The sequence below is a fragment of the Nocardioides sp. NPDC087217 genome, assembly GCF_044744805.1.
In the GTDB taxonomy this organism is placed as follows: domain Bacteria; phylum Actinomycetota; class Actinomycetes; order Propionibacteriales; family Nocardioidaceae; genus Nocardioides.
On record NZ_JBIUZB010000001.1, the window covers coordinates 168,663 to 194,577 of the forward strand.

25 protein-coding genes are annotated in these 25,915 nt (G+C 70.6%); 19 read left to right on the forward strand and 6 right to left on the reverse strand.

Going from position 1 to position 25,915, the window contains the following annotated elements:
- Window positions 1–9: 9 nt before the first annotated feature.
- Window positions 10–3,090: an AfsR/SARP family transcriptional regulator gene (locus ACIO3S_RS00880; protein WP_400458546.1), complete on the reverse strand. Its 3,081-nt coding sequence runs from the start codon at window positions 3,088–3,090 to the stop codon at window positions 10–12.
- Window positions 3,091–3,236: 146 nt separating this feature from the next.
- Between ACIO3S_RS00880 and ACIO3S_RS00885 the strand changes: the two genes are divergently transcribed.
- The 4 genes from ACIO3S_RS00885 (at window position 3,237) to ACIO3S_RS00900 (ending at window position 8,555) form a co-directional block, all read left to right on the forward strand.
- Window positions 3,237–4,133 (forward strand): hypothetical protein, encoded by an 897-nt coding sequence (locus ACIO3S_RS00885; protein WP_400458547.1) that lies wholly within the window; start codon window positions 3,237–3,239, stop codon window positions 4,131–4,133.
- A 43-nt stretch (window positions 4,134–4,176) separates the two neighbouring features.
- Window positions 4,177–4,383, forward strand: coding sequence for a cation transporter (locus ACIO3S_RS00890; RefSeq protein ID WP_350717426.1), 207 nt, complete (start codon window positions 4,177–4,179; stop codon window positions 4,381–4,383).
- A gap of 72 nt (window positions 4,384–4,455) precedes the next feature.
- Complete coding sequence (locus ACIO3S_RS00895; protein ID WP_400458548.1) at window positions 4,456–6,723, forward strand: heavy metal translocating P-type ATPase; 2,268 nt, start codon at window positions 4,456–4,458, stop codon at window positions 6,721–6,723.
- A gap of 128 nt (window positions 6,724–6,851) precedes the next feature.
- Window positions 6,852–8,555 (forward strand): cation:proton antiporter, encoded by a 1,704-nt coding sequence (locus ACIO3S_RS00900; protein ID WP_400458550.1) that lies wholly within the window; start codon window positions 6,852–6,854, stop codon window positions 8,553–8,555.
- A gap of 1 nt (window position 8,556) precedes the next feature.
- On the opposite strand, the gene ACIO3S_RS00905 is transcribed toward ACIO3S_RS00900, so the two are convergent.
- Window positions 8,557–8,934, reverse strand: coding sequence for a winged helix-turn-helix transcriptional regulator (locus tag ACIO3S_RS00905; RefSeq protein WP_400458551.1), 378 nt, complete (start codon window positions 8,932–8,934; stop codon window positions 8,557–8,559).
- A 114-nt stretch (window positions 8,935–9,048) separates the two neighbouring features.
- Between ACIO3S_RS00905 and ACIO3S_RS00910 the strand changes: the two genes are divergently transcribed.
- The 4 genes from ACIO3S_RS00910 (at window position 9,049) to ACIO3S_RS00925 (ending at window position 11,424) form a co-directional block, all read left to right on the forward strand.
- Window positions 9,049–9,414, forward strand: coding sequence for a DoxX family protein (locus tag ACIO3S_RS00910; RefSeq protein ID WP_400458552.1), 366 nt, complete (start codon window positions 9,049–9,051; stop codon window positions 9,412–9,414).
- Window positions 9,415–9,515: 101 nt separating this feature from the next.
- Entirely contained in the window at window positions 9,516–10,397 is an 882-nt protein-coding gene (locus ACIO3S_RS00915; RefSeq protein WP_400458554.1) for a sigma-70 family RNA polymerase sigma factor, read from the forward strand.
- Between the two features lie 87 nt (window positions 10,398–10,484).
- A complete protein-coding gene (locus ACIO3S_RS00920) occupies window positions 10,485–10,955 on the forward strand; it encodes a carboxymuconolactone decarboxylase family protein (RefSeq protein WP_141802088.1) in 471 nt (156 codons plus the stop codon).
- 82 nt (window positions 10,956–11,037) lie between these two features.
- Window positions 11,038–11,424 (forward strand): DoxX family protein, encoded by a 387-nt coding sequence (locus tag ACIO3S_RS00925; protein ID WP_350837600.1) that lies wholly within the window; start codon window positions 11,038–11,040, stop codon window positions 11,422–11,424.
- On the opposite strand, the gene ACIO3S_RS00930 is transcribed toward ACIO3S_RS00925, so the two are convergent.
- The 3 genes from ACIO3S_RS00930 to ACIO3S_RS00940 all read right to left on the reverse strand — a co-directional run bounded on the left by ACIO3S_RS00930 (window position 11,425) and on the right by ACIO3S_RS00940 (window position 14,625).
- On the reverse strand, window positions 11,425–12,981 hold the full coding sequence (locus ACIO3S_RS00930; RefSeq protein ID WP_400458555.1) for a multicopper oxidase family protein: 1,557 nt from the start codon (window positions 12,979–12,981) through the stop codon (window positions 11,425–11,427).
- Window positions 12,978–13,391, reverse strand: coding sequence for a hypothetical protein (locus tag ACIO3S_RS00935; protein WP_400458557.1), 414 nt, complete (start codon window positions 13,389–13,391; stop codon window positions 12,978–12,980). Before ACIO3S_RS00935 ends, ACIO3S_RS00930 begins: the two co-directional genes overlap by 4 nt.
- Window positions 13,392–13,464: 73 nt before the next feature.
- Window positions 13,465–14,625, reverse strand: a complete 1,161-nt coding sequence (locus ACIO3S_RS00940; protein WP_400458558.1) for an ROK family protein — start codon at window positions 14,623–14,625, stop codon at window positions 13,465–13,467.
- A 166-nt stretch (window positions 14,626–14,791) separates the two neighbouring features.
- Between ACIO3S_RS00940 and ACIO3S_RS00945 the strand changes: the two genes are divergently transcribed.
- The 5 genes from ACIO3S_RS00945 to ACIO3S_RS00965 all read left to right on the forward strand — a co-directional run bounded on the left by ACIO3S_RS00945 (window position 14,792) and on the right by ACIO3S_RS00965 (window position 18,711).
- The gene (locus ACIO3S_RS00945; RefSeq protein WP_350717712.1) at window positions 14,792–15,961 is read left to right on the forward strand and encodes a glycoside hydrolase family 19 protein; all 1,170 of its coding nucleotides are present in this window, start codon (window positions 14,792–14,794) and stop codon (window positions 15,959–15,961) included.
- A gap of 179 nt (window positions 15,962–16,140) precedes the next feature.
- Window positions 16,141–17,004, forward strand: coding sequence for a serine aminopeptidase domain-containing protein (locus ACIO3S_RS00950; protein ID WP_350717714.1), 864 nt, complete (start codon window positions 16,141–16,143; stop codon window positions 17,002–17,004).
- Window positions 17,005–17,090: 86 nt separating this feature from the next.
- Window positions 17,091–17,453, forward strand: a complete 363-nt coding sequence (locus ACIO3S_RS00955; RefSeq protein ID WP_160026026.1) for a non-heme iron oxygenase ferredoxin subunit — start codon at window positions 17,091–17,093, stop codon at window positions 17,451–17,453.
- Window positions 17,454–17,494: 41 nt separating this feature from the next.
- Window positions 17,495–17,674 (forward strand): hypothetical protein, encoded by a 180-nt coding sequence (locus ACIO3S_RS00960; protein ID WP_400461045.1) that lies wholly within the window; start codon window positions 17,495–17,497, stop codon window positions 17,672–17,674.
- Between the two features lie 14 nt (window positions 17,675–17,688).
- Window positions 17,689–18,711 (forward strand): NAD(P)/FAD-dependent oxidoreductase, encoded by a 1,023-nt coding sequence (locus tag ACIO3S_RS00965; protein ID WP_400458561.1) that lies wholly within the window; start codon window positions 17,689–17,691, stop codon window positions 18,709–18,711.
- Between the two features lie 190 nt (window positions 18,712–18,901).
- On the opposite strand, the gene ACIO3S_RS00970 is transcribed toward ACIO3S_RS00965, so the two are convergent.
- Entirely contained in the window at window positions 18,902–19,432 is a 531-nt protein-coding gene (locus ACIO3S_RS00970; protein WP_160026024.1) for a DNA starvation/stationary phase protection protein, read from the reverse strand.
- Window positions 19,433–19,580: 148 nt separating this feature from the next.
- Here ACIO3S_RS00970 and ACIO3S_RS00975 point away from each other — a divergent pair, with 148 nt between their 5' ends.
- The 6 genes from ACIO3S_RS00975 to ACIO3S_RS01000 all read left to right on the forward strand — a co-directional run bounded on the left by ACIO3S_RS00975 (window position 19,581) and on the right by ACIO3S_RS01000 (window position 25,458).
- Window positions 19,581–20,555: an AraC family transcriptional regulator gene (locus tag ACIO3S_RS00975; protein ID WP_400458563.1), complete on the forward strand. Its 975-nt coding sequence runs from the start codon at window positions 19,581–19,583 to the stop codon at window positions 20,553–20,555.
- Between the two features lie 245 nt (window positions 20,556–20,800).
- Window positions 20,801–22,093: an ABC transporter substrate-binding protein gene (locus ACIO3S_RS00980; RefSeq protein WP_400458565.1), complete on the forward strand. Its 1,293-nt coding sequence runs from the start codon at window positions 20,801–20,803 to the stop codon at window positions 22,091–22,093.
- The gene (locus ACIO3S_RS00985) at window positions 22,090–22,872 is read left to right on the forward strand and encodes an ABC transporter ATP-binding protein (protein ID WP_400458567.1); all 783 of its coding nucleotides are present in this window, start codon (window positions 22,090–22,092) and stop codon (window positions 22,870–22,872) included. Before ACIO3S_RS00980 ends, ACIO3S_RS00985 begins: the two co-directional genes overlap by 4 nt.
- Window positions 22,869–23,588, forward strand: a complete 720-nt coding sequence (locus tag ACIO3S_RS00990) for an ABC transporter ATP-binding protein (RefSeq protein WP_350837580.1) — start codon at window positions 22,869–22,871, stop codon at window positions 23,586–23,588. Before ACIO3S_RS00985 ends, ACIO3S_RS00990 begins: the two co-directional genes overlap by 4 nt.
- Window positions 23,588–24,454 (forward strand): branched-chain amino acid ABC transporter permease, encoded by an 867-nt coding sequence (locus tag ACIO3S_RS00995; protein WP_400458568.1) that lies wholly within the window; start codon window positions 23,588–23,590, stop codon window positions 24,452–24,454. The genes ACIO3S_RS00990 and ACIO3S_RS00995 overlap by 1 nt, the downstream gene beginning before the upstream one ends.
- Complete coding sequence (locus ACIO3S_RS01000) at window positions 24,451–25,458, forward strand: branched-chain amino acid ABC transporter permease (RefSeq protein ID WP_400458570.1); 1,008 nt, start codon at window positions 24,451–24,453, stop codon at window positions 25,456–25,458. Before ACIO3S_RS00995 ends, ACIO3S_RS01000 begins: the two co-directional genes overlap by 4 nt.
- The last annotated feature ends 457 nt before the right edge of the window (window positions 25,459–25,915 follow it).

Genomic DNA, 25,915 nt, shown 5'->3' on the forward strand with positions numbered 1-25,915 from the left:
TGTCCCGGGTCACTGTCCCTGGACTGTCCGGCCGCCGTCTGTCCGGCCACCGGCCAGCCGAGCCAGCGCCTCCTCCGCCCGGGCGGCGACGGCGGTCTCGCCGGCGGCGAGGCCGAGCGCTCGGGCCTCGTCGTAGCGCTCCGCCGCCGCCTCCGGCTCGGTGACCTGCTCGTGGCACCGGGCCAGGGCCAGCGTGGCCTTCGCCGTCATCGCGGGCGTCTCCAGCGTCTCGAAGCCCTGGATGGCGCTCGACAGCAGTGCGATGGCGCTCGACCAGTCCTGCTGGCGCTCGGCCAGCCGACCCCGTCCGTACGCGGCGAGGACCGACCCGGCGCGGTCGCCGACGTGACGGGACGCGAGCTCGGCGCGACGGAAGGCGTCCCGGGCCGACTCCTCGTCCCCGAGCTCGAGGTGGGTGATCCCGAGGTCGGCGAGGGCCCACTGCACGGTGTTGTGGATGCCTGCGGACGCCGCGACGTCGATGGCCTGCTCGAGCGTCCGGGCCGACTCCCGCAGGCGTCCGAAGTGCCGCAGCCCGTAGCCGAGGTGGTAGAGGACGGCGCTCTGACCCCACGGGTCGTCGAGGTGACCGAACTCGGCCGCGGTGGCCCGTCCGAGGCGTATCGCAGCCGGCTCGTCCCTGGCTTTCAGCGCGGTCTCGAGCCGGACGAAGCCGGCGACGGCGAGACCCCACCGGTCCCCCTGCTCGCGGAACCACGTCTCGGCGTCGTCCAGGAGCGCGGCGGCCTCCGGGTCCGTCCCGTTGACGCCTTCGACGGCGAGCAGCACCCGGGAGACCGCGGCGCCGTCGGCGTCCCCGTCCGCGAGGAAGACCGCGAGGCTCTCCCGGGCTGCCTCGGCGCAGCGGGGATGGGGGTGGACGACGCAGGCCCGGGGACGCTCGACCAGCGCCACCGCCTGGAGGGCAGCCGCCCGAGCCGCGGCCGAGCCGCGGTCCTGCTCGAGGAGCCGACGCAGGATCCGGCGGCCCTCGAGATGGCGGCCCTGATGCCAGAAGAGCCCCAGATGACCGGCCATGCGTAGCGCGGCGTCGATGTCGCCGGCCGGGCCCTCCAACCAGGCGATGGCCGAGCGTACGTTGGCCTGCTCGTCGACGAGGAGGCGCCTGGCCCGGGCGTCCCCCTGCCCGCGCATCGCCTGCGCCGACCGCTCGGCGACCTGGGCGAAGTAGTGCGCGTGCCGGGTGGCCAAGGCGTCGTTCCGGCCGGTCTGTGCCAGCCGGTCGGCGGCGTACTCACGCAGCGTCTCGAGCATGCGATAGCGGGTGACCGGCCCGCGCTCGGCGACGATCAGGGACTGCTCGACCAGCCTGCCGACGGCGTGGATGATCTGGTTCGAGTCGGTCTCGTCGTCGGAGAGGATCTGCTCGGCAGCGGTGAGGGTCCAGCCGCCGTGGAACACGGCGAGCCCTTCGAAGACGCGCTTCTCGAGGTCGTCGAGCAGGTCGTAGCTCCAGTCCACGGTCGCGCGGAGCGTGCGCTGGCGGTCCTCCGCCGTCCGCGCTCCCGAGGTGAGGAGCGTGAACCGCTGGTCGAGCCGGTCGGCGAGGTCGCTCGGGGAGAGCGTGGCCGCGCGGGCCGCGGCCAGCTCCAGCGCCAGCGGCATGCCGTCGAGCGCGCGGGCGATGCGGCCGAGCGGGGCGTACGCCTCCTGGTCGGCCTCGATCCCCGGCAGGACCGTCGCGATCCGACGGATCAGCAGCTGTACGGAGGCGGTCGCCGCGATCGCCTCGGCGTCATCGTCCTCGCGCGGCGTCGGGAGCGGCCCGACGAGGGTCTGCACCTCGCTCGGCAGGGCGAGGGGCTCGCGGCTGGTGGCGATGACGGTGAGCCGGGGGCAGCGCGCCAGGAGCTGCTCGACCAGGGTCGCGACCGGGTCGACCAGGTGCTCGCAGTTGTCGATGACGAGGAGCAGGTGCTTGTCGGCGAGGAAGTCGGCCAGCCGCTCCTGGAGGTCGATCGCCGAGCCGTCCTGCGGCATCGCCACGGCCGCTGCGACGGCCGGCACGATGTGCTCCCGGCTGCGGATAGCGGCGAGCCGGACGAGGACGGTGCCGTCCGGGAACCGGTCGGCGACCCGCTGTGCGGTCTGCAGGCCGAGGACGGTCTTCCCGGATCCGCCGGGGCCGACGAGGGTGGTGAGCCTGGATGTGCCGACCCGCTCACTCAGTGACGTGAGCAGCTCCTCGCGTCCGACGAGCGGGGTGAGGTCGGTCGGCAGGTTGGAGAGCCCGGACCTGGTGCGGTGCGGACCGGTTGCGGGGGTCGACAGGGTGACCTCGCCGGAGGCGCCGAGCGACGGGTCCTGCCGGAGCACCCGCTCGTGGAGCGAGCGGAGGGAAGCCGACGGTTCCAGGCCGAGGTCGGCGTCCAGCGTCGTCCGGGTGCGGGTGAACACCTCGAGCGCGTCGGCCTGCCGGCCGGCTCGATAGAGCGCGACCATCAGCAGCCCGGCCATCGCCTCGTGTGTCGGGTCGGTACGCAGCAGCGGCTCGAGATCGGTGACGACCTCCGCGTGCCGGCCCAGCGACAGCGCGATCTGAGCACGCTCGGCGTACGCCGTCCGGCGGAGGTCTTCGAGCCGTACGGATTCGGGCACCGCCCAGGGCTCGGTGGCGAAGTCGGCGAGCGCGTCACCGCGCCAGAGCGCGAGTGCCGCGGCGTAGGCGTCGAGGTCGGTCTCGGTCGGGCTCCCGCCGCCGGCGACCGACGCCCGGACCCGGCGGATCCGGCGCTCGAAGTCCTCGGCATCGATCGCGACCGGGTCGACCGCGGCCCGGTAGCCGCCGCCGTCGCGCTGAACCAGGTCGAGGCCGGCGTTCTTGAACACCCGCCGCAGCTTGGACACCCGCAGCTGGAGGGCGTTCAACGGGTCGGCCGGCAACGACGAGTCGGCCCACAGCCGGTCGATCAGCGCCGAGGCGGGCACGATCCGGCCGCGCGCCAGGAGCAGCACCGCGAGCAGGGCCCGCTCCGCCGACCCGGGGACCTTGACGGTGTCGCCGTCGACCGTCGTCTCGAAGGGGCCGAGCAGCCCGAATCGGATGTCAGTCGTCGGAGTCGGCAGCACGTCGAAAGCGTAGTCAGACCCGGCTCGGGCGCCGAACAGATATCTGTCCTGGCCCCGACAACCCCGGGACAGTCCGCGGACAGATCGGCCGAGCAACCTCTGGCACGTCATCGAGAGTCATCGAGATTCGAGCCAGGAGAGATCACATGAACGCCATTGCCAAGGTCGGTGCGTTCGCCGGAGCCGTCGTTGCCCTCGGCGGCCTGGGTTCCGCCGTGGGCGCCTCCGTCGGCCCTGTCGGCGAGCCGGAGCGCCCGGCCCACCAGAAGCACGAGGCCGCGAGCGGTGGCCACGGCGGTCACGCCGGACACGGCGCGACGACGGCGCCCGAGGCCACCGGGCTCAACGTCAGCGAGGCGGGCTACACGCTCGACCTCGTCGAGGACCGCTACCAGCGCACGGCTGGCGCCACGCTGCGGTTCCGGATCCTCGACGCCGACCACGAGCCGGTGACCCGGTTCGGGACCGCGCACGGGAAGAAGCTCCACCTGATCGTCGTACGCCGCGACCTGGCGACCTACGAGCACCTGCACCCGGTGATGGCCGCCGACGGCACCTGGTCGGTCACCGCCGACCTGGCCGCGGCCGGGACCTACCGCGTCTTCGCCGACTTCCGGCCGGCGACCGCGGCCGAGGGGCTGACCCTCGGTCAGGACCTCTTCGTCGCCGGCCCCCACGAGCCCGAGCCGCTGCCGCCGGCCGCCACCACCAGCACCGTCAGCCCCTACGAGGTGAACCTGGACGGTCATCTGGTGCCCGGCCGGACCTCGCGCCTCACCCTGACCGTGACCCGGGACGGCGAAGCCGTCACCGACCTCGAGCCCTACCTCGAGGCGTACGGGCACCTGGTCGCACTCCGCGACGGCGACCTCGCCTACCTCCACGTCCACCCCGAAGGAGCACCCGGCGACGGGAGCACCGACCCCGGCCCGGAGATCACCTTCTCCGCCGAGGTGCCCTCGGCCGGAACGTACCGGCTGTTCCTCGACTTCAAGCACGCCGGCGAGGTCCGGACCGCTGCCTTCACCGCCGAGGCCCACTGACCCCCTGCCTGAGCAGGGTCCACCACAGAGAAAGGAAAGCACCATGTGCAGCACCACCTACACCGTTTCCGGGATGACCTGCGGCCACTGCGTCAGCTCCGTCACGGAGGAGGTCGCCCAGATCGCGGGCGTCTCCTCGGTCGACGTCGACCTGGCCACCGGCCAGGTGACCGTCACCTCCGCGAACGAGCTCGACCGCGTGCAGGTTCAGCGCGCGGTCGAGGAGGCCGGCTACCAGCTCGCCGGCTGAGCCACCCGCGTCGGCTCCCTGCGAGCGGGGAGCCGACGCGCACCACGATCACCCACCCGAAGGACACCAGTGATGACCGTCTCCGGAACCTCTGCCCCCACGACCGACTTCGAGCTCGAGATCAACGGCATGACCTGCGCGTCGTGCGCGAACCGCATCGAGCGCAAGCTCAACAAGCTCGACGGTGTCGCCGCCACCGTCAACTACGCGACCGAGAAGGCGAAGATCTCCGTCGCCGCGGACAGCACCGACATCGACGCGAGCGTGCTGATCGCGACGGTCGAGAGCGCCGGGTACGGCGCCAAGGAGCCTCGCCGCGAGGCGGCTCCTTCGAATGCCTCCGCCGACGCCGACGTCTCGGACCCGGTCGCACTCCTCAAGCGGCGGCTGCTGGTCTCGACCCTGCTCACTGTCCCGGTGGTGCTGCTGGCGATGGTGCCGGCGCTGCAGTTCGAGAGCTGGCAGTGGCTCTCGCTCACGCTCGCAGCACCGGTCGTCGTCTGGGGCGCGGCGCCGTTCCACCGGGCAGCCTGGACCAACGCCCGCCACGGGGCGGCGACCATGGACACCCTGGTCTCCATCGGCACCCTGGCAGCCTTCGGCTGGTCCCTGTACGCCCTCTTCCTCGGCACCGCCGGCGAGCCCGGCATGACCCACGCGTTCAGCTTCGCCATCGAGCGCACCGACGGGCTCGGCAACATCTACCTCGAGGCGGCGGCCGGGGTCACGACGTTCATCCTCGCCGGCCGCTACTTCGAGGCCAGGTCGAAGCGGCGCGCCGGCGCCGCCCTGACCGCGCTCCTCGAGCTCGGCGCGAAGGAGGTGGCCGTCCTCCGGGACGAGGTGGAGATCCGGATCCCGATCGACGAGCTCGCCGTCGGCGACCTGTTCGTCGTACGTCCCGGGGAGAAGATCGCCACGGACGGCATCGTCGAGGACGGGTCCTCCGCGATCGACGCGGCCATGCTGACCGGCGAGTCGGTGCCGGTCGAGGTCGGACCCGGTGACGGCGCCACCGGTGCCACCGTGAACGCCGGCGGGCGCATCGTCGTCCGGGCGACCCGGGTCGGTGCCGACACTCAGCTCGCCCAGATGGCGCGCCTGGTCGAGGAGGCGCAGACCGGCAAGGCGGCGGCTCAGCGGCTCGCCGACCGCATCTCGGGGATCTTCGTACCCATCGTGATCGCCCTCTCGGCCATCACGCTCGGGTTCTGGCTCGGCGCCGGCGAGGGGGCCGCCACCGCCTTCACCGCGGCGGTCGCGGTGCTGATCATCGCCTGCCCGTGCGCGCTCGGTCTGGCCACGCCCACGGCGCTGATGGTCGGAACCGGACGCGGCGCCCAGCTCGGCATCCTGATCAAGGGACCGGAGGTGCTCGAGAGCACCCGCAGGATCGACACCATCGTGCTCGACAAGACAGGCACCGTCACCACCGGCAGCATGACCCTGACCGACGTCATCGCCGCGCCCGGCGAGGACGCCGACGAGATCGCGCGGCTCGCCGGCGCCCTGGAGTACGCCTCCGAGCACCCGATCGCCCGGGCGATCGCATCGGGGGCCGAGGCGCGCGTCGGCCCCCTGCCGGCGGCCGAGGACTTCGCCAACGTCCCAGGCCTGGGTGTCCAGGGCATCGTCGAGGGCCACGCGGTCCTCGTCGGCCGGGCCCGCCTGCTCGAGGAGTGGAGCCAGTACCTGCCCGAGGATCTCGCGTCCGCGATGGCTGCGGCCGAGGGCGAGGGCCGCACCGCCGTCGCCGTCGGCTGGGACGGACAGGCGCGTGGCGTCCTGGTCGTCAACGACGTGATCAAGCCGACCTCGGCCGAGGCGATCGCGGAGTTCCAGCGCCTGGGCCTGACCCCGGTCCTGCTCACCGGCGACAACGAGACCGTGGCTCGGAGCGTTGCCGCCGAGGTCGGGATCCCGGTCTCCGCGGACACTGTCATCGCGGAGGTTCTCCCCGAGGACAAGGTCGCGGTGGTCCGTCGGCTGCAGGAGGAGGGCCGTGTCGTGGCGATGGTGGGTGACGGTGTCAACGACGCGCCGGCGCTCGCCCAGGCCGACCTCGGCCTCTCGATGGGCACCGGCACCGACGTCGCCATCCAGGCCAGCGACCTGACCCTGGTCCGCGGCGACCTGCGGGTCGCGGCCGACGCGATCCGGCTCTCCCGCCGGACCCTGGCGACCATCAAGGGCAACCTGTTCTGGGCGTTCGCCTACAACGTCGCGGCCATCCCGCTGGCGGTCGCCGGACTGCTCAACCCGATGCTCGCCGGTGCCGCGATGGCCTTCTCGTCGGTGTTCGTGGTGAGCAACAGCCTCCGGCTGCGCCGCTTCAGCTGATCCCGCCGGCGACAACCCACCGATCGCCGAGTCGGCTCGTCATGACGCGCCGACTCGGCGTGGCTTTGCGTCAGGACGCGCCGACTCGGCATCCGGAGCCATGTCCAGCGGTTTCCTAGGCTCCTGACATGGACCATCGGGTAATGCTGATCGTCGGGGTGGCGCTGGCGATCATGATCGCGGCGTCGGTGTTCGCGCGGCGTACGGGAGTGGCGGCGCCGCTGCTGCTCGTGGGGCTCGGGATCGGGGCGAGCTATCTGCCGGGAGCGCCGGCGATCGAGCTCGATCCGGAGTGGATCCTGGCCGGCGTACTGCCGCCGTTGCTCTACTCCTCCGCGGTGAACCTGCCGGTGATCGACTTCCGGCGGAACCTGCGGCTGATCAGCTGGCTCTCGGTCGTGATGGTGATCGTCTCGGCGCTGGTGATCGGGGCGGTGGTCCACTGGCTGTTCCCGGAGATCTCCTTCCCGCTCGCGGTCGCGCTCGGGGCGGTCGTCAGTCCCACCGACGCGGTGGCGGCGACGGCGATCGGGCGCCGGGTCGGGCTGCCACCGCGGGTGATGACGGTGCTGGAGGGCGAGAGCCTGGTCAATGACGCCTCCGCCCTCGTCGTCCTCCGGACGGCTGTTGCGGGGATCGCGGCGGCGAGCTCGTTCTCGCTGGGACGTACGGCGCTGGAGTTCGGCTGGGCGGTGCTGGGCGCGCTCGTGATCGGCGGCGTGGTCGGCTGGCTCACCGTCCTGCTCCGCCAGCGCTTGGACGACCCGGTGCTCAACACCACGATCTCGTTCGCGGTGCCGTTCATCGCCTACTTCCCGGCCGAGGAGCTGAACGCGTCCGGGGTGCTCGCCGTCGTCGTCGCCGGGCTGGTGACGGGCGGTCTCGGCAGCCGCCGGTTCAGCGCCCGCGACCGACAGACCCAGACGACCACCTGGGCGACCTTCAACTTCATCCTGGAGAGCGGCGTCTTCCTGGCGATGGGCTACCAGCTGCCCGACTTCGTCGATGCCGCCCAGGGCGAGACCACCCTGGGCGAGATGGCCGGGCTGGTCGCGATCGTGGTCGGCCTGCTGGTCCTGCTCCGGTTCGCCGGGCTCGCCGGGCCTGCCCTCCGCGACCGCGAGGAGAGCAAGGAGCAGGTACGTGCCCGCCTGGACCAGTTCGAGGAGAAGATCGAGTCGCTGACGCCGGCCGACGACCGGGAGGACGCCCGGATCACCTCTGCCCGGCGACGGTTGGCCAGAGGTCGGGCAGACATCGACTTCGAGGAGCGGGAGCCGATCACGAAGCGCGGCTTCCTGACGATCGGCTGGGCCGGGATGCGCGGCGTCGTCACGGTCGCCGCCGCCCAGACGATCCCGGTCGGCACCTCCCACCGTGCGACCGTCGTGCTCGCCGCGTTCCTGGTCGCGCTGATCACCCTGGTGCTCTTCGGCCTCACCCTCCCGGCGGTGATCCGCCGGATGCGGTTCTCCCCCGAGAGCGCCAAGGAGCGGCACAACGCGTTCCGCGCCCTGCTGCGTCAGGTCGGGGAGTCGGCGGTCGACACCCTCGGACCGCTGGAGTCGCAGACCATCGACGGCGAGCCGATCGACCCGCAGCTGGTGACGAAGCTGAAGGACCGCATCCTCCCGCGGGTGCTCGCGGGCGTACGCGACACCCCGAGGCTCAAGCCCGCGGTGATGGAGCAGACGATGATCCTCCAGCTGCGCTACCTCGACGCGATGCGTGACGCGCTCGCCGCCGAGCGCGGCATCGGGGCGTACAGCTCGCAGACCTACCGCAAGGTCGAGTCGCTCCTCGACGACATGGAGAAGCGGCTCGAGGTGTGAGTCAGTCCAGACGGGCGTCGTAATCGCGTCGCTGCTGATCGATGAGCGGGTTGTGCCGGATCGCCCACTCGGCCAAGGAGACCGCGGGACCGACCAGCGTCCTGCCCATGTCGGTCAGCTCGTACTCGACCCGCGGCGGCACCTCGGGGTAGCTGGTGCGTGCCACCAGCCCGTCGCGCTCGAGGTGGCGCAGGGTGAGCGTGAGCATGCGCTGGGAGACGCCCGGGACGTGCCGCTTCAGATCGCCGAACCGCATCCGACCGCCGTCCAGGGTGGCGATCACCAGCACGCTCCACTTGTCCCCGATGCGATCCAGGATGCCGCGGATCGCGCGTCCGCCATCGCCCCTGATCAGGCAGGCCTTCTCGTAGTCCGACATGCTCTGCTCCCGCCGCTCCTCAGGCACACCGATGTGCCTTTTGTACGCCCCTCGAAACCCGTCCATGCTGGGTGGTCATTGCTCAGTTACTCATCGTAACCAAGGGAGTTCGACATGGCTGTCGCGTACTGGATCGTCGCCGCGCTGCTCGCGGCGTTCTATCTCTATTCGGGCGGGATCAAGGTGGTTCGGAGCCAGGAGCAGCTGGCGCCGATGATGGGGTGGGCCGGCACCTCGATCCCGATGGCGGGAGTCCGGGCGATCGGTGCGGTGGAGATCGCCGGCGCTCTGGGGCTGATCCTCCCGCCGCTGACCGGCATCGCCCCCGGCCTGGCGGTCTGGGCGGCGGGAGGGCTGGCCGTGGTGCAGGTGCTCGCCGCGATCTTCCATCTCTCGCGCGGAGAGCGTGGAGACCTGTGGCTCAACGGTGTGCTGGTCGTGGTCGCCCTGGCCGCGCTGTTCCTGGCCGTCGGCCGCTAGCTCGGGGGCCGTCCGGGTCAGATCTCCCCGTCGTGACGGTTACCTTGGCGTCTGCGGGCCCGTCATCACCATGACGGAGTTTCCGCGAGGAAGGTAACGACATGACCGGATCAGGTCCACACGAAGCAACGGCGGAGGCCTTCGAGCAGCAGCGTGAGCGCCTGGTGGCGGTCGCGTACCGGATGCTCGGGTCGAGGGCGGACGCCGAGGACGCGGTGCAGGAGGCGTGGATCCGGCTGTCTCGGCAGGACGAGGCGTCGATCGACAACCTGGCCGGCTGGCTGACGACCGTGGTGGGGCGGGTCTGCATCGACGTGCTCCGCTCGCGTAGGACCCGGTCGGAGCTGTCGTACGAGGACCGGCTGCCGGAGCTCGTGGTGGCCGTCGACGGTGGAGCAGCACCCGAGGACGACGCGATGCTCGCCGAGTCGGTCGGGCTGGCACTGCTCGTGGTGCTCGACTCCCTCACGCCCACCGAGCGGCTGGCGTTCGTCCTGCATGACATGTTCGCGGTGCCCTTCGCCGAGATCGGCGAGATCATCGGCCGGTCCACCGATGCGACCAAGATGCTCGCCAGCCGGGCCCGCCGGAAGGTGCAGGGCACCCCGCTGCCGCAGGATGAGCCGCGGCGCCAGCGTGCCGTGGTCGACGCATTTCTCGCCGCGTCACGGAACGGGGACTTCGAAGGACTCGTCGCCCTGCTCGATCCGAACGTGACCTGGCGGACGTACCACCCGAAGGGCGTGCTGACCACGGTCGGCGCAGCCGAGGTGGCCGAACCGGTCCTGCGCGGCGCACGCTCGATGACCTCGACGCTCCCGGTCCGCGTCAACGGCGAGCCCGGGTTCGTGGCCTGGGGCGCCCACGGCAAGGTGCTCGGCCTGGTGGTGTGCACCGTGGTCGAGGGGCGGATCGTCGAGCTGGTGACCGTGAGCGACCGCAAGCGCCTCGACGCCATGGATCTGCCCCCGCGACCCGAGTAGCGCGCCTTTCGTCGCCCCGGGTTGTTACCTCGTGGAGAACGGCTCCGTCGTACTGGTGCAAGCATCCGAAGACGAAGGAGACCCAAGATGGAAAGCCGGATCAACCCGATGGGCAACGAGATCGGGGCCGCGTGGGCGAAGCACATCATCTCGTCGAACAAGATCATCGCCGGCTCGACACTGCCGAAGGCGGTGCAGGAGCTGGTGAAGATCCGCGCCAGCCAGATCAACGGCTGCGGCGGCTGCCTCGACATGCACACCAAGGACGCCGCGGCCGCCGGTGAGAGCGCGATGCGGATCAACCTGGTGGGGGCATGGCGGGAGACGACCGTCTACACCGAGGCGGAGCGGGCGGCGCTGGAGCTCACCGACCAGGGCACTCGCCTCGCCGACTCCAGCGGCGTCACCGATGAGGCGTGGGCGAACGCGGCGAAGCACTTCGACGAGGACCAGCTGATGGCCCTGGTCGGACTGATCTGCCTGATCAACGCCTTCAACCGTCTCAACGTGATCACCCGGACTCCCGGCGGCGAGTACCAGCCCGGGCAGTACGCCTGACCCGACGTGCCTCGGCTCGCGGCGGACCCGGCCGGGTCCGCCGCGGCCACAGACCTCATCGATTCTGCCCAGGAGAAGACTCATGAACATCGCACTATGGATCGTCGCCGGCCTGATGGCCGCCATCTACCTGCTCTCCGGCTTCGGGAAGCTGTTGGTCCCCAGGGAGAGGATGGCCACGATGGGCGACGCCTCGCGCTGGGTCCTCGACTTCCGGCCCGCGACCCTCAAGACCATCGGCGGCCTCGAGATCCTCGGCGCCATCGGTCTGATCCTGCCCGCCCTGCTCGACATCGCGCCGATCCTGGTGCCGCTGGCGGCAAGCGGACTGACACTGATCATGGTCGGCGCCGTGACCTTGCGGATCCGCAGAGGCGAGACGAAGGCCGCGCTGGTGGACGCGACCTACCTCGCCCTGACCGCTTTCGTGGCGATCGGCCGGTTCGCCTGGGTCCCCTTCACCGGCTGATCACACCGTCTCGAAGCCGGCCATCATCGCCATGTCCTCGTGCTCCAGGTTGTGGCAGTGGATCAGGAACCGGCCGGCGTACTTCTCGAACTTCACCCTGACCCGGACGGCCTCGTAGGGGCGTACGTCGACGGTGTCCTTCCAGCCGAGGTCCATCGGACCTGGGCCACGGTTGCCGCGTCGCAGGACCTGGAAGGGCGAGAGGTGGACGTGGACGGGGTGGTGCGCGTCGGTGAAGAACTCCCAGATCTCGGTGGACTCCAGCGGCACCCGGGCCTGCGGCACCGCGGGGTCGAAGGGCTTGCCGTTGATCCCCCAGCCCCGGCGGCCGTGCACCTTCGCCTGGCGGAAGTGCCACCTGCGGACGACCGCGCCGTCGGGCGCCTCGGCCTCGGGTACGTCGGCCAGCCGCTCCGCCAGCCGGACGTCGTCGGCCGCGTGCCGGGCGATGCGGAATCGCATCACCTGAGCGGTGCGGCCGGTGCCGAGACGGTTGCGCATCTCGACCGTCGTGCCCGGCGCGAGCGACCGGAAGTCGACGACGACGTCGAACCGCTCGCCGGACGCCATCGTGATCTCACCGTGCTCGACCGGGGCCGCGAGGAGCCCGCCGTCGGAGCCGATCTGGGTGAACGTCACCGGCCGTCCGTCGGAGGTGCGCAGGCTCAGCGCGTAGCGACGCGCGTTGGAGGCGTTGAGCAGCCGCAGCCGATACTGGGCCGCGTCGACCTCCGCCTCCGGCCACGGGGCGCCGTTGACGAGGATGACGTCGCCGAGCACGCCGGCCATGTAGCGCTCCTCGACGCCGGGCTCGCCGAGCAGCTCCGGGTCGAGCGCGGGATAGCGCAGCGTGCCGTCCTCGTCGAAGGCCCGGTCGGCGATCATCAGCGGCATCTCCCGCTCGCCCCGTGGCAGCGAGAGCGCGTCCTCCTCGTCGTCGCGGATGATGTGGAAGCCGGCCAGACCCCGCCACACCTGCGGGGCGGTGAAGTCCATCCGATGGTCGTGGTACCACAGCGTCGTCGCCGGCTGCTCGAGCGGATAGCGGTAGTCCCGCTTTCCGGTCGTGACCTGCGCCTTCGGGTCGGCCATGGCCTCGTGGCCACCCCCGTGACCGGCGTGGTGGGCGTGGTGCGACTCGAAGCCAGGGGGCAGCAGCAGATCCGTCGGCCAGCCGTCGCTCTTCGCCGGGGTGTGCCCGCCGTGGAGATGCGTCGCGGTCGGCAGCGTGAGGGCGTTGGTGTGGCGCACGGTCACCGCCTCGCCGCGGCGGGTCTCGAGCGTCGGCCCGGGAAAGACCCCGTCGTACGTCATCATCTCGGTCCGCAGCCCGGGCAGGATCTCCACCGACGCGGTGCGCTGGGCGATCTCGATCAGTTCGCCCGACGGTCGTTTGGCCGGCGGTAACGGCAACGGTGTCTCGTACGCCTTCGGCAGCCGTGCCGCGCTGCGCAGGACCCGTCCGGTCTGCCCGGGGGCCTCGCCGCACGCCGCCAGCGATCCGGCGACCGGGGCAGCCAGTCCGGCGCCGAGGAGGGTGCGTCGTCCGATCCTCATCGCCCGACCTCCCGCGGGCTGCCGGCGCCGCGGCGTACGGCGGCGACGGCCACGGCCACCGCGATGCCGACGGTGAGGACGCCGACCGGGACGTGCAGCTGCAGGACCCGGGTGTAGCCGAGGATCGCCTGGACGTGGATGAGGAAGAAGAGCGCGACCGACCAGCTGAGGAACCACCAGCGCCCGCGCATCGCCACGACGGCGCCCGCGGCGATCGGCAGCAGCAGGCCGAGGCCCTGCAGCGCGACTGCGCCCGCGGAGTGGAGGCCCAACGCCTCGAAGGTGCCGGCGAAGTAGGAGCCGATGAAGATCGGTTGCCCGATCGCGAAGAGCGCGGTCAGAACCGCGACGGCTCGAAAGCAGAAGAGGCTGACGCGTGGTCGGCGCTCGCGTATCTGGGTGGTGGTCACACCACGACGATATGTAGCCGCGGTACCTATGGCATCGGGCGTTCCCCTGACTGCCGGCGGATCCTCGTCGGGGTCAGCCCTGGTGGGTGAAGACCTCGTCGCGGGCCGTGTCGAGACCGATCTGGAGGGCACCGCGGAGCACGGGGTCGCCGGAGATCTCGGTGGGAACGACGGTGGGGACGTTGGGGCCGAGGGCGGCGATCGCCTTCTGTACGCGGGCGGCCAGGACCGGCCCGCCGGCGCGCCCGACCTCGCCCGCGAGCACGCAGAGCTCGGGGTCGAGCACGACGCAGATGCCCGCCAGGCCGAGGGCGAGCCTCCTGGCCAGCTCCTCGAGGAACGGCTCGGCGTCGGGGTCGCCGCCGGCGGCCGCGCGTACGCAGTCCACGCCGCTGCCCTTCAGCCCGAACGCCCGGGCGAGGATGTCCATGGCCTCGACGCTGACCAGCGACTGGAAGGCCGCGTGCTGCGGGCTGTCGGTGCCGTGGGGCGTGGAGGCGCCCGGAACCGCCAGGTAGCCGATCTCGCCGGCACCGCCGCCGGCGCCGCGGTGGAGGCGGCCGTCGACGATCACCGCGAGACCGAGGCCGCGGTCGATCCAGGCGAGCACCGAGTCCTTGACGCCGTGGGAGGCTCCGGCGGACTGCTCGGCGAGCCCGGCGAGGTTGACGTCGTTCTCGATCAGTATCGGCCGCTGGAAGCTGCGGCGGAGGTCCTGGAGGACGCCCGCGCGCCAGTCCGGCAGGTCGTTGGCGAAGCGGAAGTCGCCGGTGCGCGGGTCGATCATCCCGGGCGTACCGATCGAGAGGCAGCGGAGCTGCGTCATCGTGATGCCGGCGCTCCGGGTGGCGTCGGCGACGGTGGCCCGGACCGCCTCGACCGGGTCGGAGGTCTCATGGGGGTCGAGCGCACCGGTGGCCAGCTCGGTGCCGGTGATGTCGGCGACCGACGCGGTGATCTGGTCGGGTCCGATGTGGAGGGCCGCGACATAGCCCGCCGACGGGACCACGCCGTAGAGCGCGGCGTTGGGGCCGCGACCGCCCTGCTGGGTCCCGACGACCTCGACCAGGCCGCGCTCGCCGAGCCGGGTCAACAGCTGTCCCGCGGTCACCTTCGAGAGGCCGACGAGCTCGCCGAGCCGGGTCTTCGTCACCGGCCCGTTCGAGAGCATCAGATCGAGCGCCGCGCGGTCGTTGGTGTCGCGGATCAGGTGTGTCTTGGGTGGTCTCGACATCGGCGGCGCTCCTTTCGAGGGTCGGGGTGGCGTACGGAAAGCAACCTAACAACTGCAGGGCTCGCGCCGGTGTTTGTCCACGCTGGGTCTAGACGGTAACTGTAAAGGAACCTTACAGTGGGGGCTTCGATCGCCATCCATCTCAACCCCCATCAAGGAGCTTGGAATGCGTACTACCACGAAGATCGCCGTTCTCGGCGGGATCTTGCTGGCGCCCGTCCTGGCCATGTTGCCGACGAGCCCCGCAAGTGCGCACGGCTACATCTCGAACCCCCCGAGCAGGCAGGCCCAGTGTGCTGCCGGCACCGTCGAGTGCGGGGACATCAAGTACGAACCACAGAGTGTCGAGGGCCCGAAGGGCCTGACCAGCTGCTCCGGCGGCAACTCGAGGTTCGCCGAGCTCGACGACGACTCCAAGAACTGGCAGGCCACGCCCGTCGGCCGGACCCAGACGTTCACCTGGTCACTGAGCGCCCGGCACAGCACCAGCACCTGGCAGTACTTCATCGGTGGCACCAAGATTGCCGAGTTCGACGACGGTGGCGCGCAGCCGCCGGCAACCGTCGAGCACCAGGTCGACTTCGGGTCGTTCACCGGCCGGCAGAAGGTCCTCGCGGTCTGGAACGTCGCCGACACGGCGAACGCCTTCTACGCCTGCATCGACGTGAACATCGGTGGCACCGCCACCGACCCGGAGACGCCGGCACCGGTGGCCGGTGAGTTCCCGGTCAGCGAGGAGCAGTTCAACCAGCTCTTCCCCAACCGCAATCCCTTCTACACGTACGCGGGCCTCGTCGAGGCGCTCAGCGCCTATCCGGAATTCACCAATGCTGGGGACGAGGCGACCCAGAAGCGCGAGGCTGCCGCGTTCATCGCCAACGTCGCCCACGAGACCGGTGACCTGCTCTACGTCGTCGAGCAGAACGAGGCCAACTACCCGCACTACTGCGACACGTCCCAGCCCTACGGTTGTCCGGCCGGCAACGACCAGTACTACGGCCGCGGGCCGGTCCAGCTGAGCTGGAACTTCAACTACAAGGCCGCCGGGGACGCGCTCGGGATCGACCTGCTCAACAACCCGAACCTGGTCGCCACCGATCCGGCGGTCGCCTGGAAGACCGGGCTCTGGTACTGGAACACCCAGAACGGCCCGGGCACCATGACGCCGCACGCGGCGATGGTCAACGGCGCCGGCTTCGGCGAGACCATCCGGTCCATCAACGGCGCCATCGAGTGCAACGGCGGCAACCCGGCCCAGGTGCAGAGCCGCGTCGACAACTACACCGAGGTCACGTCTCTCCTGGGTGTCGACCCGGGCGGGAACCTGTACTGCTGAACCAGAACCGGCGGCGTAGCAGCCCCACCTGCGTACGCCGCCGTGTTTCTGTTTTGTGACAAGCGCCCAACGAGGTTCTGCCTCCGTGCCGGTGTCGGCCGCTCGGCTGCGCCCCTACCTTCGAGTAGCAACCGGATCCCCGGACAGCCCGGGGCCGGACGGACGAAGGAGCATGCTCGGTGCTCAGATCACTCTCTCTCCGAATCGCCGCGGTCGCCGCGGCCGTCACTCTCCCCCTCTTCGGCCTGGTAGCGCCGGCCGATGCGGAGAGCCCCTACGAGCGCGGGCCGGACCCGACGTCGGCCAGCGTCCTGGACAACGGCACGTTCTCCCTCTCCACCGCCTCGGTCTCCTCGCTGGTGACCGGCTTCGGCGGAGGGACGATCTACTACCCCACCTCCACCACCGCGGGGACCTTCGGCGGTGTCGTGCTCGCCCCCGGCTACACGGCCTCCTCGTCGTCCTACTCCGCGGTCGCTCGCCGGGTGGCCTCGCACGGGTTCGTGGTCTTCGCGATCGACACGAACTCCCGCTATGACCAGCCCGACAGCCGCGGCTCGCAGATCCTGGCCGCAGTCTCCTATCTGAAGAACAACGCCTCCTCGACGGTCGCCTCGCGCCTGGACGAGTCCCGGATCGCGGTCTCCGGTCACTCCATGGGTGGCGGTGGCACGCTCGCGGCGGCCAACCAGGACTCCTCGATCAAGGCCGCGGTCGCGCTGCAGCCCTGGCACACCGACAAGACCTGGCCCGGCATCCAGATCCCGACCATGATCATCGGCGCGGAGAACGACAGCGTCGCGCCGGTCAGCTCGCACTCCATCCCGTTCTACACCTCGGCCACCGGGGCCCGGGAGAAGGCGTACGGCGAGATCAACAACGGCGACCACTTCATCGCCAACACCGACGACGACTGGCAAGGGCGCCTGTTCGTCACCTGGCTGAAGAGGTACGTCGACGACGACACCCGCTACTCGCAGTTCCTCTGCCCGGCGCCGTCCTCGATCAACCTGTCCGACTACCGCAACACCTGCCCGGACTGATCCGTCGGCCCCGGACGTACGCAATCGAACCGGCCACCTCGGGGGAGGTGGCCGGTTCTTCTGCACCCACGTTGGAAGATGGGGGCATGACCGCAAATAGTGGAAACGGCGGAAGCAGCACAGGCATCCGCGTCGCGTCCGTCGACGACATCCCGGAGGGCGAGGGGATCGCCATCTCCTCCGACATCACCGGCACCGAGGACGACATCGCCATCCTGCGCGACGACGACGGCACCTGCTGGGCCCTCAACGACACCTGCACCCACGAGACCGCCTCGCTGGCCGAGGGCTGGGTCGAGGACGGCGACGTCGAGTGCCCCCTGCACTCCTCGCGGTTCAATCTCAAGACCGGCAAGGTCGACGGGCTCCCCGCCACCCGCGACACCGTCCCGCACCGCGTCGAGGTCCGCGACGGTGAGGTGTACCTGTTCCCCGGCGAGAGGCCGTGACGGTCTCGTCGGTCCTCGTCGTCGGTGGCGGTATCGCCGGTGTGTCGACGGTCGCGGAGCTGCGGAAGCAGGGGTACGTCGGTGAGCTGACGCTCGTTTCCGTCGACCCGTTCCCGTATGACCGTCCGCCCCTGTCCAAGGAGTACCTGGCAGGGCGAAGGAGCTCGACTCGATCGCGCTGCAGGCTCCGGAGTGGTACGCCGAGCAGCGGATCGACCTGATCACGGCTGCACTGGTGGTGGATCTGGATCCGGCTGCCGGCACGGTGGCGCTGTCGGACGGCCGGAAGCTCTCCGCCGACAGGATCGTCCTGGCGACGGGCGGACACTCGCGGTGGCCCGACTTCGAACGCGTCGTCGGGGAGCGGCTTGATTTTCCGCCACCCGGTGAGGGAGTCCCGATCTCGACCACCGGGATTCACACGCTGCGAAGTGCCGAGGACGCCGATGCGCTGCGGCACGTGCTGCTCTCGGGCGCCCGCCTGCTGGTGGTCGGCGCCGGCCTGATCGGGGCCGAGGTCGCCTCGACCGCTCGGAAGCTCGGCTGCGAGGTCGTGCTCGTGGATCCCGCCGATCCGCCGATCGCGGCGGCGGTCGGCACCCGGGTCGCTGCGTGGCTGCACTCCCTGCACCCGGTCCACGGTGTGGAGACGGTGACCTCGACGGTCGAGAAGCTCGAGTCGACGAGGGCCGGAGTCGTGGCGCACATCGCGGGCGAGGTGGAGCCGCGTACGTTCGATGCTGTCCTTCTGGCTGTGGGCATGGTGCCGGACACCGCCCTGGCGAAGGCAGCCGGCCTGGAGGTCGACAACGGCGTCCTCGTCGACGACCGCCAGGTCACCTCACACCCGAATGTCCTCGCCGTCGGTGACTGCGCCCGGCGCCGCGGCCACCGCCGCGCGGAGCACTGGGAGGCCGCGTTGCACGACGGTCAACGGGCGGCGGCGACGATCCTCGGTGCCGACGCCGGACCGGAGACCGCGCCGTGGTTCTGGACCGACCGCTACGACCTGCATGTCGAGGTCGTCGGTGAGATGCACGAGCCGGATGCGAAGCACGAGAACGTCGTACGCGGCACCGTCGGCGAGCCGCCGTTCGCGGTCTTCACTCTCCGTGGCGAGCGCGTCACCGGCGCGGTCGCGGTCGACGACCCCAACGCCGCGAGAGCGGCGCGCCGGCTGATCGATCGTGCTGCCGACGTACGCGCATCTGATCTTGCGGATCCGACCAAGAGCCTCCGAACCCTGCTGCGTCGATAGCGAGCTCGCCGACGAGATTCACGCCGAGTCGGCTCGTTCTGACTGAGATTCGTGCCGAGTCGGCGCGTTTGAACGAGCCGACTCGACGGGTTTTACGGTGAGGACGGGCCGACTCGGCGCGGCTTCGCCCGCACAACGAAGAACGGCGCCCCGCGAGCAGCTCGCGGGACGCCGTCCTCAGGGAAAGATCTCAGACGGTCAGCTGAGCCGGCTTGGACTGGTTGGCGACGCGGTTCTCGGAGTCGATGAACCAGGCCAGCTGCTCGACGCGGGTGATGATCGCGTGCAGCAGGTCGGCGGTGGTCGGGTCCTCGGAGTCGATGTCGTCGTGGATGTCACGAGCGGTCTTCGAGGTGGCGTAGAGCGCGGCGGCGGCGAGGTCGGCGGCGGTCGCGGTGTCGACCTCGGTCGCCGGGAGCGGCGCGAGGGTGGTGTCCTCGGCGACGGTGCCGGTGCGGCCGTCGGGGAGGATGTAGAGCGCGCGCATGCGCTCGGCGACCTCGTCGGTGAAGTCACGGGCGGCGTCGACGACCTCGTCGAGGACGAGGTGCATGTCGCGGAAGTTCTTGCCGACGACGTTCCAGTGCAGCTGCTTGCCCTGCAGGCTGAGCTCGGTCAGATCGACGAGCAGGCGCTGCATCTGGGTCGCGAACGCCGGGCTCGGGATGAACGCGGGGTGCGAGGTGTGGGTGGCGCTGCTCGTGGCGGTCTGCGTAGCCATGTTCGGTGTATCCCCCTGGATTGATGTGGGTCTTTCGTGGTGACACCCACTGTGCCACCTTTTCTTGAACCATTCCAGAAAGGTAAGTCTTCCCTAAGTCGTCACGAAGTCATCGCGGGCGGCACCCGCAACGCCGTAGAGTCGGCCTGTGCCGCCAGCCGGAGTCGATCCAGCCCCTCTCCTCGCGCGGGTTCGCCGCCCGGAGGTCTTCGAGACCAGCCGGCTGAACGAGGACGCGCAGGTCGAGGCCTGGGAACGCCACAACGCCAGCGCCCTGGTCGCGCTCTCCTGTCGGCCCATCGACGGCCACGGGTTCGACGCGCAGGAGGTCAACCTGCAGCTCGACGAGATCCATCTGGCGCGGGTCCGAGCCACCCGCCACGTCGTCGAGCGGCCGGCCAGCCTCGTCAAGGAGATCCCCGCCCGGTCGATCGCCGTCTACGCGAGCCTCCGCGGCGAGGCGATCCTGGAGTACGCCGGCCGCCGCAAGGTCATCCGGCCCGGACAGTTGATCGTGTGCGACGTCGACGCACCCTTCCTGCGCGGCTTCGGGCATGGGCTCGAGGAGCTCGCGGTCAAGGTCCCGGTGGACGCCTTCGCGGCCCGCACCGGGATGGCGTCGATGCCGTCGCCGCTCGTCCTCGACGCCGGCCGCGACCAGGACCCGCACGGCCGAGCCCTCGTGCAGATGGTCGGCCGCGCCCTGCGGCCCCACGACCCGGTGCCGGCCGACGAGGGCGCCGTGCTCGACCTGATCTCGGTGATCGCCACCGCCGGGAAGGTCTCGCTGGCCACGGCCCATCGGGCGGCGGCGAAGGCGTTCATCGAGGACCATCTCGCCGACCCCGGCCTCTCCGCCACCGCCGTCGCCGCGGGCGCCGGCATCTCCGAGCGCCACCTGTCGCGCCTCTTCGCCGACGCCGGCACCAGCGTCCCCCGCCACATCCTCGGTCGCCGCCTCGAGCTCGCCTACGCGATGCTCGCCACCGGCTCGGACCCAGCCATCCGCACCGTCGACGTCGCCGAGAAGTGCGGCTTCACCTCCGCCTCGTACTTCTCCCACGCCTTCCGCAAGCGCTTCGGTGTCGCCGCCGGAGACGTACGCCGCGCCGCCCGCGCCTGACCCCAGCCGAGTCCGCACTTGTGGCGGGCCGAATCCCCAGTTGTGGCGTACGAAAGTCGAGTTTCGTACGCCACAAGTCACTTCTCGGCGCCCAGAAGTCACTTCTCGGCGCGAAAGGGTGACAAGTCCACCAAAGTCCGATAGGTCTTCCATGCGATTTTCCGCCAACCAGACCCTGCTTCCCACCTGTAGGGGCGGTGGCGGACGACACTCTCGAACACCCCACACTCTCTAAGGAGACGTACGTGCGCAACGGACTCACCACCGGACGCGGCCTGAGCTTGGCAGCCGCCGGTGTCGCAGCGATGGCGCTGACCTTGACGGCCTGCGGGTCGGGCGGCATCGACGACGAAGGCGGTGGCGGCGAGGACACGCTCACCATCGGGTTCGTCTCGACCGAGACCGGCTCCTCGGCGCCGTTCGGCGAGGCGAACAGCTTCGTCGTCGACGAGATGGAGACCTACTTCAAGGACCACCCGGTCAAGGTGGGTGACAAGGAGCTCGACGTCGAGATCGTGGTGCGCGACGCGCAGAGCGACACGACGAAGGCCGGGGCGGTGGCCGGCGACCTGATCAACAAGGACGGCGCCGACATCATCGTCGCCTCCTCGACCCCCGACATCGTCAACCCGGTCTCGGAGCAGTGCGAGGCCAACTCGATCCCGTGCATCACCACGGTCGCCCCGTGGCAGCCGTTCGCGATCCGCAGCGGCGACAAGCCGGCGGAGCTGAAGTACAGCTACCACTTCTTCTGGGGCCTCGAGGACGTCGCGACGGTCTACGCCGACATCTGGGGCAAGGTTCCGAACAACAAGAAGGCCGGCGGCCTGTTCCCGAAGGACCCTGACGGTGAGGCCTGGGGCGCCAACTTCCCGGCGCTGACCGAGGCGTCGGGCGTGAAGATCGACAACCCGGGCAACTACCCCAACGGCACCAAGGACTTCTCCGCGCAGATCAGCGCCTACAAGGGTCACGACGTCCTGGTCGGCGTCCCGATCCCGCCGGACTTCACCACGTTCTGGCAGCAGGCGAAGCAGCAGGGCTACAACCCGAAGGTCGCCACCATCGGCAAGGCGCTCCTCTTCCCGAGCAGCGTCGAGGCCCTGGGCCCGATCGCCCACAACCTCTCCACCGAGGTGTGGTGGACCCCGACCGCTCCCTACGAGTCCTCGCTGACCGGCCAGTCCGCGCAGGAGCTGGCGGACGCGTACGAGGAGAAGACCGGCAAGCAGTGGACCCAGCCGTTGGGCTTCGCGCACGCGCTCTTCGAGGTCGCGACGGCAGCGGTGACCGAGGCCGGCTCGACCGACGCCGACGCGATCACCAAGGCGCTGGCCGGGCTCGAGGTCTCCACGGTCGTCGGTGACGTCGCCTGGGGCAAGGACGCGAACGTCCCGCCGTACGTCGCCAAGACCTCGCTCGCGGGTGGTCAGTGGCGCCAGGTCGAGGGCGGGGAGCACCCGTTCGAGCTGGTCGTCGTGCAGAACTCGCTGGCTCCCGACGTACCTCTCGGGGGCGAGCCCGAGGCGCTCAAGTGACCTCTGCTCAACAAGCGGTCGAGGCCTCCAGCAGCGCGCCCGGCGCGCTGCTGGAGGCCGAAGGCCTGGCCAAGGCGTTCGGCCAGGTCGTCACCGCCCGCTCGGTCTCCTTCCACGTGGCCGCGGGCGAGGCGCTCGGCATCGTCGGGCCCAACGGCGCCGGCAAGTCCACGCTGCTCAACCTGGTGACCGGCACCCTCCCGGCCGACGCCGGCACCATCAGCTTCGACGGCGCCGATGTCACCCGGATGCCGGCGGCCCGTCGTACGGCCCTCGGGATCGGACGTACGTTCCAGGTCCCCCGCCCCTTCGAGGGGCTCACCGTCTTCGAGAACGTGCTGGTCGGGTCGACCTTCGGTGCGGGTACGCGCCGGAAGGAGGCCAACGCGCTGGCCTGGGAGGCGCTGGAGACCGCCGACCTGACGCACCTGGCCAACACCCCCGCCGGCTCGCTGCGGCTGCTCGACCGCAAACGGCTCGAGCTCGCCCGCGCGCTGGCCACCCAGCCGCGGCTGCTGCTCCTCGACGAGATCGCCGGCGGGCTCACCGAGCACGAGCTGCCGGCGCTGATCGAGACCATCTCGGCGATCCGTGACGGCGGCACCGGCGTCGTCTGGATCGAGCACATCGTGCACGCGTTGCTGCAGGTCGTGGACCGGTTGATGTGCCTGGCCCAGGGCGACGTCGTCGCCACCGGCGACCCGCGCGAGGTGATGGCCTCGGACGCGGTCGCCGCCGTCTATCTCGGCTCCCCCGACCTGGAAGGCGACACCCCATGACCAGCCTGCTCGAGGTCGACGCGATCGACGTCGCCTACGGCGACTTCCGCGCCCTGCACGGCATCACGGTCCGGGTCGCCGAGGGCGAGACGCTGGCCGTGATCGGTGCCAACGGCGCCGGCAAGTCCACGCTGCTGAAGACGATCGCCGGCCTGCTCCGCCCGACCGCCGGCCAGATCCGCTTCAACGGCCACAACGTCTCCCACACCCCTGCCCATCGGCGGGTCCGCGAGGGCATCGCGCTCACGCCGGAGGGGCGCCGGATCTTCGCCTCCCTCACCGTCGAGGAGAACCTCAAGGTCGGCGCGCACGGACGCCGCCCCGGCCCCTGGAACCTCCAGACCGTCTACGACGCGTTCCCGCTGCTCGCGGAGAAGAGAACGCGCCGCGGTGCCCACCTCTCCGGTGGCGAGCAGCAGGCGACCGCCATCGGCCGGGCGCTGATGTCCAACCCGAAGCTGCTCCTGCTCGACGAGGTCTCGCTCGGCCTCGCCCCGGTCGTGATCGCCGACATCTACAAGGCGCTCCCCACGATCACCGCGAAGGGGACGACCGTGCTCGTGGTCGAGCAGGACCTCACCCAGGCGCTCACCGTCGCCGACCGGGTGCAGTGTCTGCTCGAGGGCCGCACCGTCCTCGAGGGCGCGGCGGCCGACGTCACCCGAGAGCAGGTCCAGGCGGCGTACTTCGGGATCGACGAGCAGGAGGTCGGCTGATGGACTGGATCAACGCGGTCCTCCAGGGACTTCTGCTCGGTGGGCAGTACGCACTCCTCGCCTGCGGTCTGAGCCTCATCTTCGGCGTGATGCGGATCGTGAACCTCGCCCACGGCGTCCTCGCCGTAGCCTCGGCCTACCTCGCCTACTGGCTCGTCCAGCAGACCGGGATGCCGGCGTTCCTCACCATCGTCATCGTGATCCCCGTGCTCGCCGCGGTCGGCTACGCCATCCAGCGCGGTCTCTTCAACCCGGCGCTGCGCCACGGGGAGCTGTCGCCGCTGCTGGTCTCGTTCGGCCTGGCCGTCATCGGCGCCAACCTGCTCCAGGAGATCTTCACCGCCGACTCCCGCAAGATCTCGATCGGCGACCTGTCGACCTCGTCGGTCGAGCTCGGCGGCCTGCGTCTCGGTGTCTTCTCGCTGATCACACTCGTGGTGGCGGTCGGTGTCATCGTCGGTCTGCAGCTCTATCTCTCTCACACCCGCATCGGCCGCGCGATGCGCGCGACCAAGGACGACCCCGAGGCGGCCACGCTCATGGGGATCGACGAGAGGCACATGTACGCCCTGGCCACCGCCATCGCGATCGGCACCGTCGCCCTGGCCGGTGTCTTCCTCGGCATGTCGACGCAGTTCAGCCCGACGTACGGAGATCTGGTCCTCATCTTCGCCTTCGAGGCGGTCATCATCGGCGGCCTCGGCTCGCTGTGGGGCACGCTCCTCGGCGGTCTCGTGCTCGGCGTCGCGCAGACCGTCGGCGCCCAGATCGACCCGGCCTACGGCGTCCTCGCCGGTCACCTGGTCTTCCTGGTCGTACTCCTGTTCCGGCCCCAGGGCCTGCTCCCGAAGGCGGTCGTCGCATGAGCACAACCCTCGCCGGACAAGACCTGAAGGTCGTACGCGGCGGCTGGCCCTCGCTCGCCGGCGGCGGCGTCCTCGCCGCGATCGTGGTCTTCCTGGCCGCGGCACCGTGGTTCGTCTTCAGCCCGGGTGACGTGACCAACCTGGTCACGCTCTTCGCGCTGATCATCCTCGGCACGACCTGGAACCTGATGGCCGGCTACGGCGGGCTCGTGTCGATCGGGCAGCAGGCCTACATCGGTGCCGGCGGCTACGGCGTGATCAAGCTCGCCGACGTCGTCGGGCTGCCGATCCCGGTGGCCGTCGTGGCGGCCGGCGTGGTCTGCGCCGCCCTGGCCATCCCCACCTCGTTCCTGCTGTTCCGGCTGGTCGGAGGCTACTTCGCGATCGGCACCTGGGTGGTGGCCGAGGTCTTCAAGCTGGTCACCCAGGAGCTCCCGGGCTTCGGCGGCGGCTCCGGCCTCTCGCTCACCGCCTTCCAGGGCGTCGACCGGGTGACCCGGATCGCCACCGTCTACTACCTGGCGCTCGCGCTCGCCGTGCTCGTCGTGCTCGCGACGTACGTCCTGATGCGCTCGCGCGTCGGCCTCGGTCTGACCGCGATCCGTGACGACTCGGTGGCGGCGGCGTCGCTCGGGGTCGCGGTGCGGCGCTCGCAGCGGCTCGTCTACGTCGCCGCCTCCGGTGGTGCCGGCCTGGCGGGGGCGCTGATCGCGGTGAACGGCCTGCGGGTCTCGCCCGACTCGATGTTCTCGGTCCAGTACACCGCCTTCATGATCTTCATCGTCGTCATCGGCGGGCTGGGGACGATCGAGGGCCCGATCCTGGGCGCGGTGATCTTCTTCGCGCTCCAGCAGCTGCTGGACTCCTACGGCACCTGGTATCTCGTCGCGCTCGGCGCGGTCGCGATCGCCGTCGTGCTGCTGGCTCCGCGCGGATTGTGGGGGCTCGCGGCGCGGGGTCGCTACGAGGTCTTCCCGGTCGGTCACACGGTCCTGACCCGATAGTCGGGGATCAAACGGTCGTTCTACTGGCGAGTAACCGACCGCTTGATCCCCGACTATCCACTGCTCTCCAGAGTTATCCACAGGTTTGTGCACATGCGGGGGATTTTTGGGGATCGCTGGATGCGGGATTCGTACGCCTGCGTGATCCTGTCGTGGTGGCTGCCCGACCTCCTCACTTCCGACCGCCGGAGTACTCCTCCGCGCGGCCTTTCGTGGTGCGGCCGGTGCGCCTCGACCCGAGTGGACAGACCGGTCCGACCCCGCGTCAGGCTCGGGGGCGTGGGTGGCGGCGGAGCAGCCACGGGTTCTACGTGCCGACTGACGTCGATGCTGACGCGCCGATGCAGCGCGTGCTCGAGGCATCGGTGCGACTTCCCGCGCATGCGGCGGTGACGGGGTGGGCGGCGTTGGCGTGGATGCGATGCAAGTGGTTCGACGGCTGGGACCCCTCCGGTCG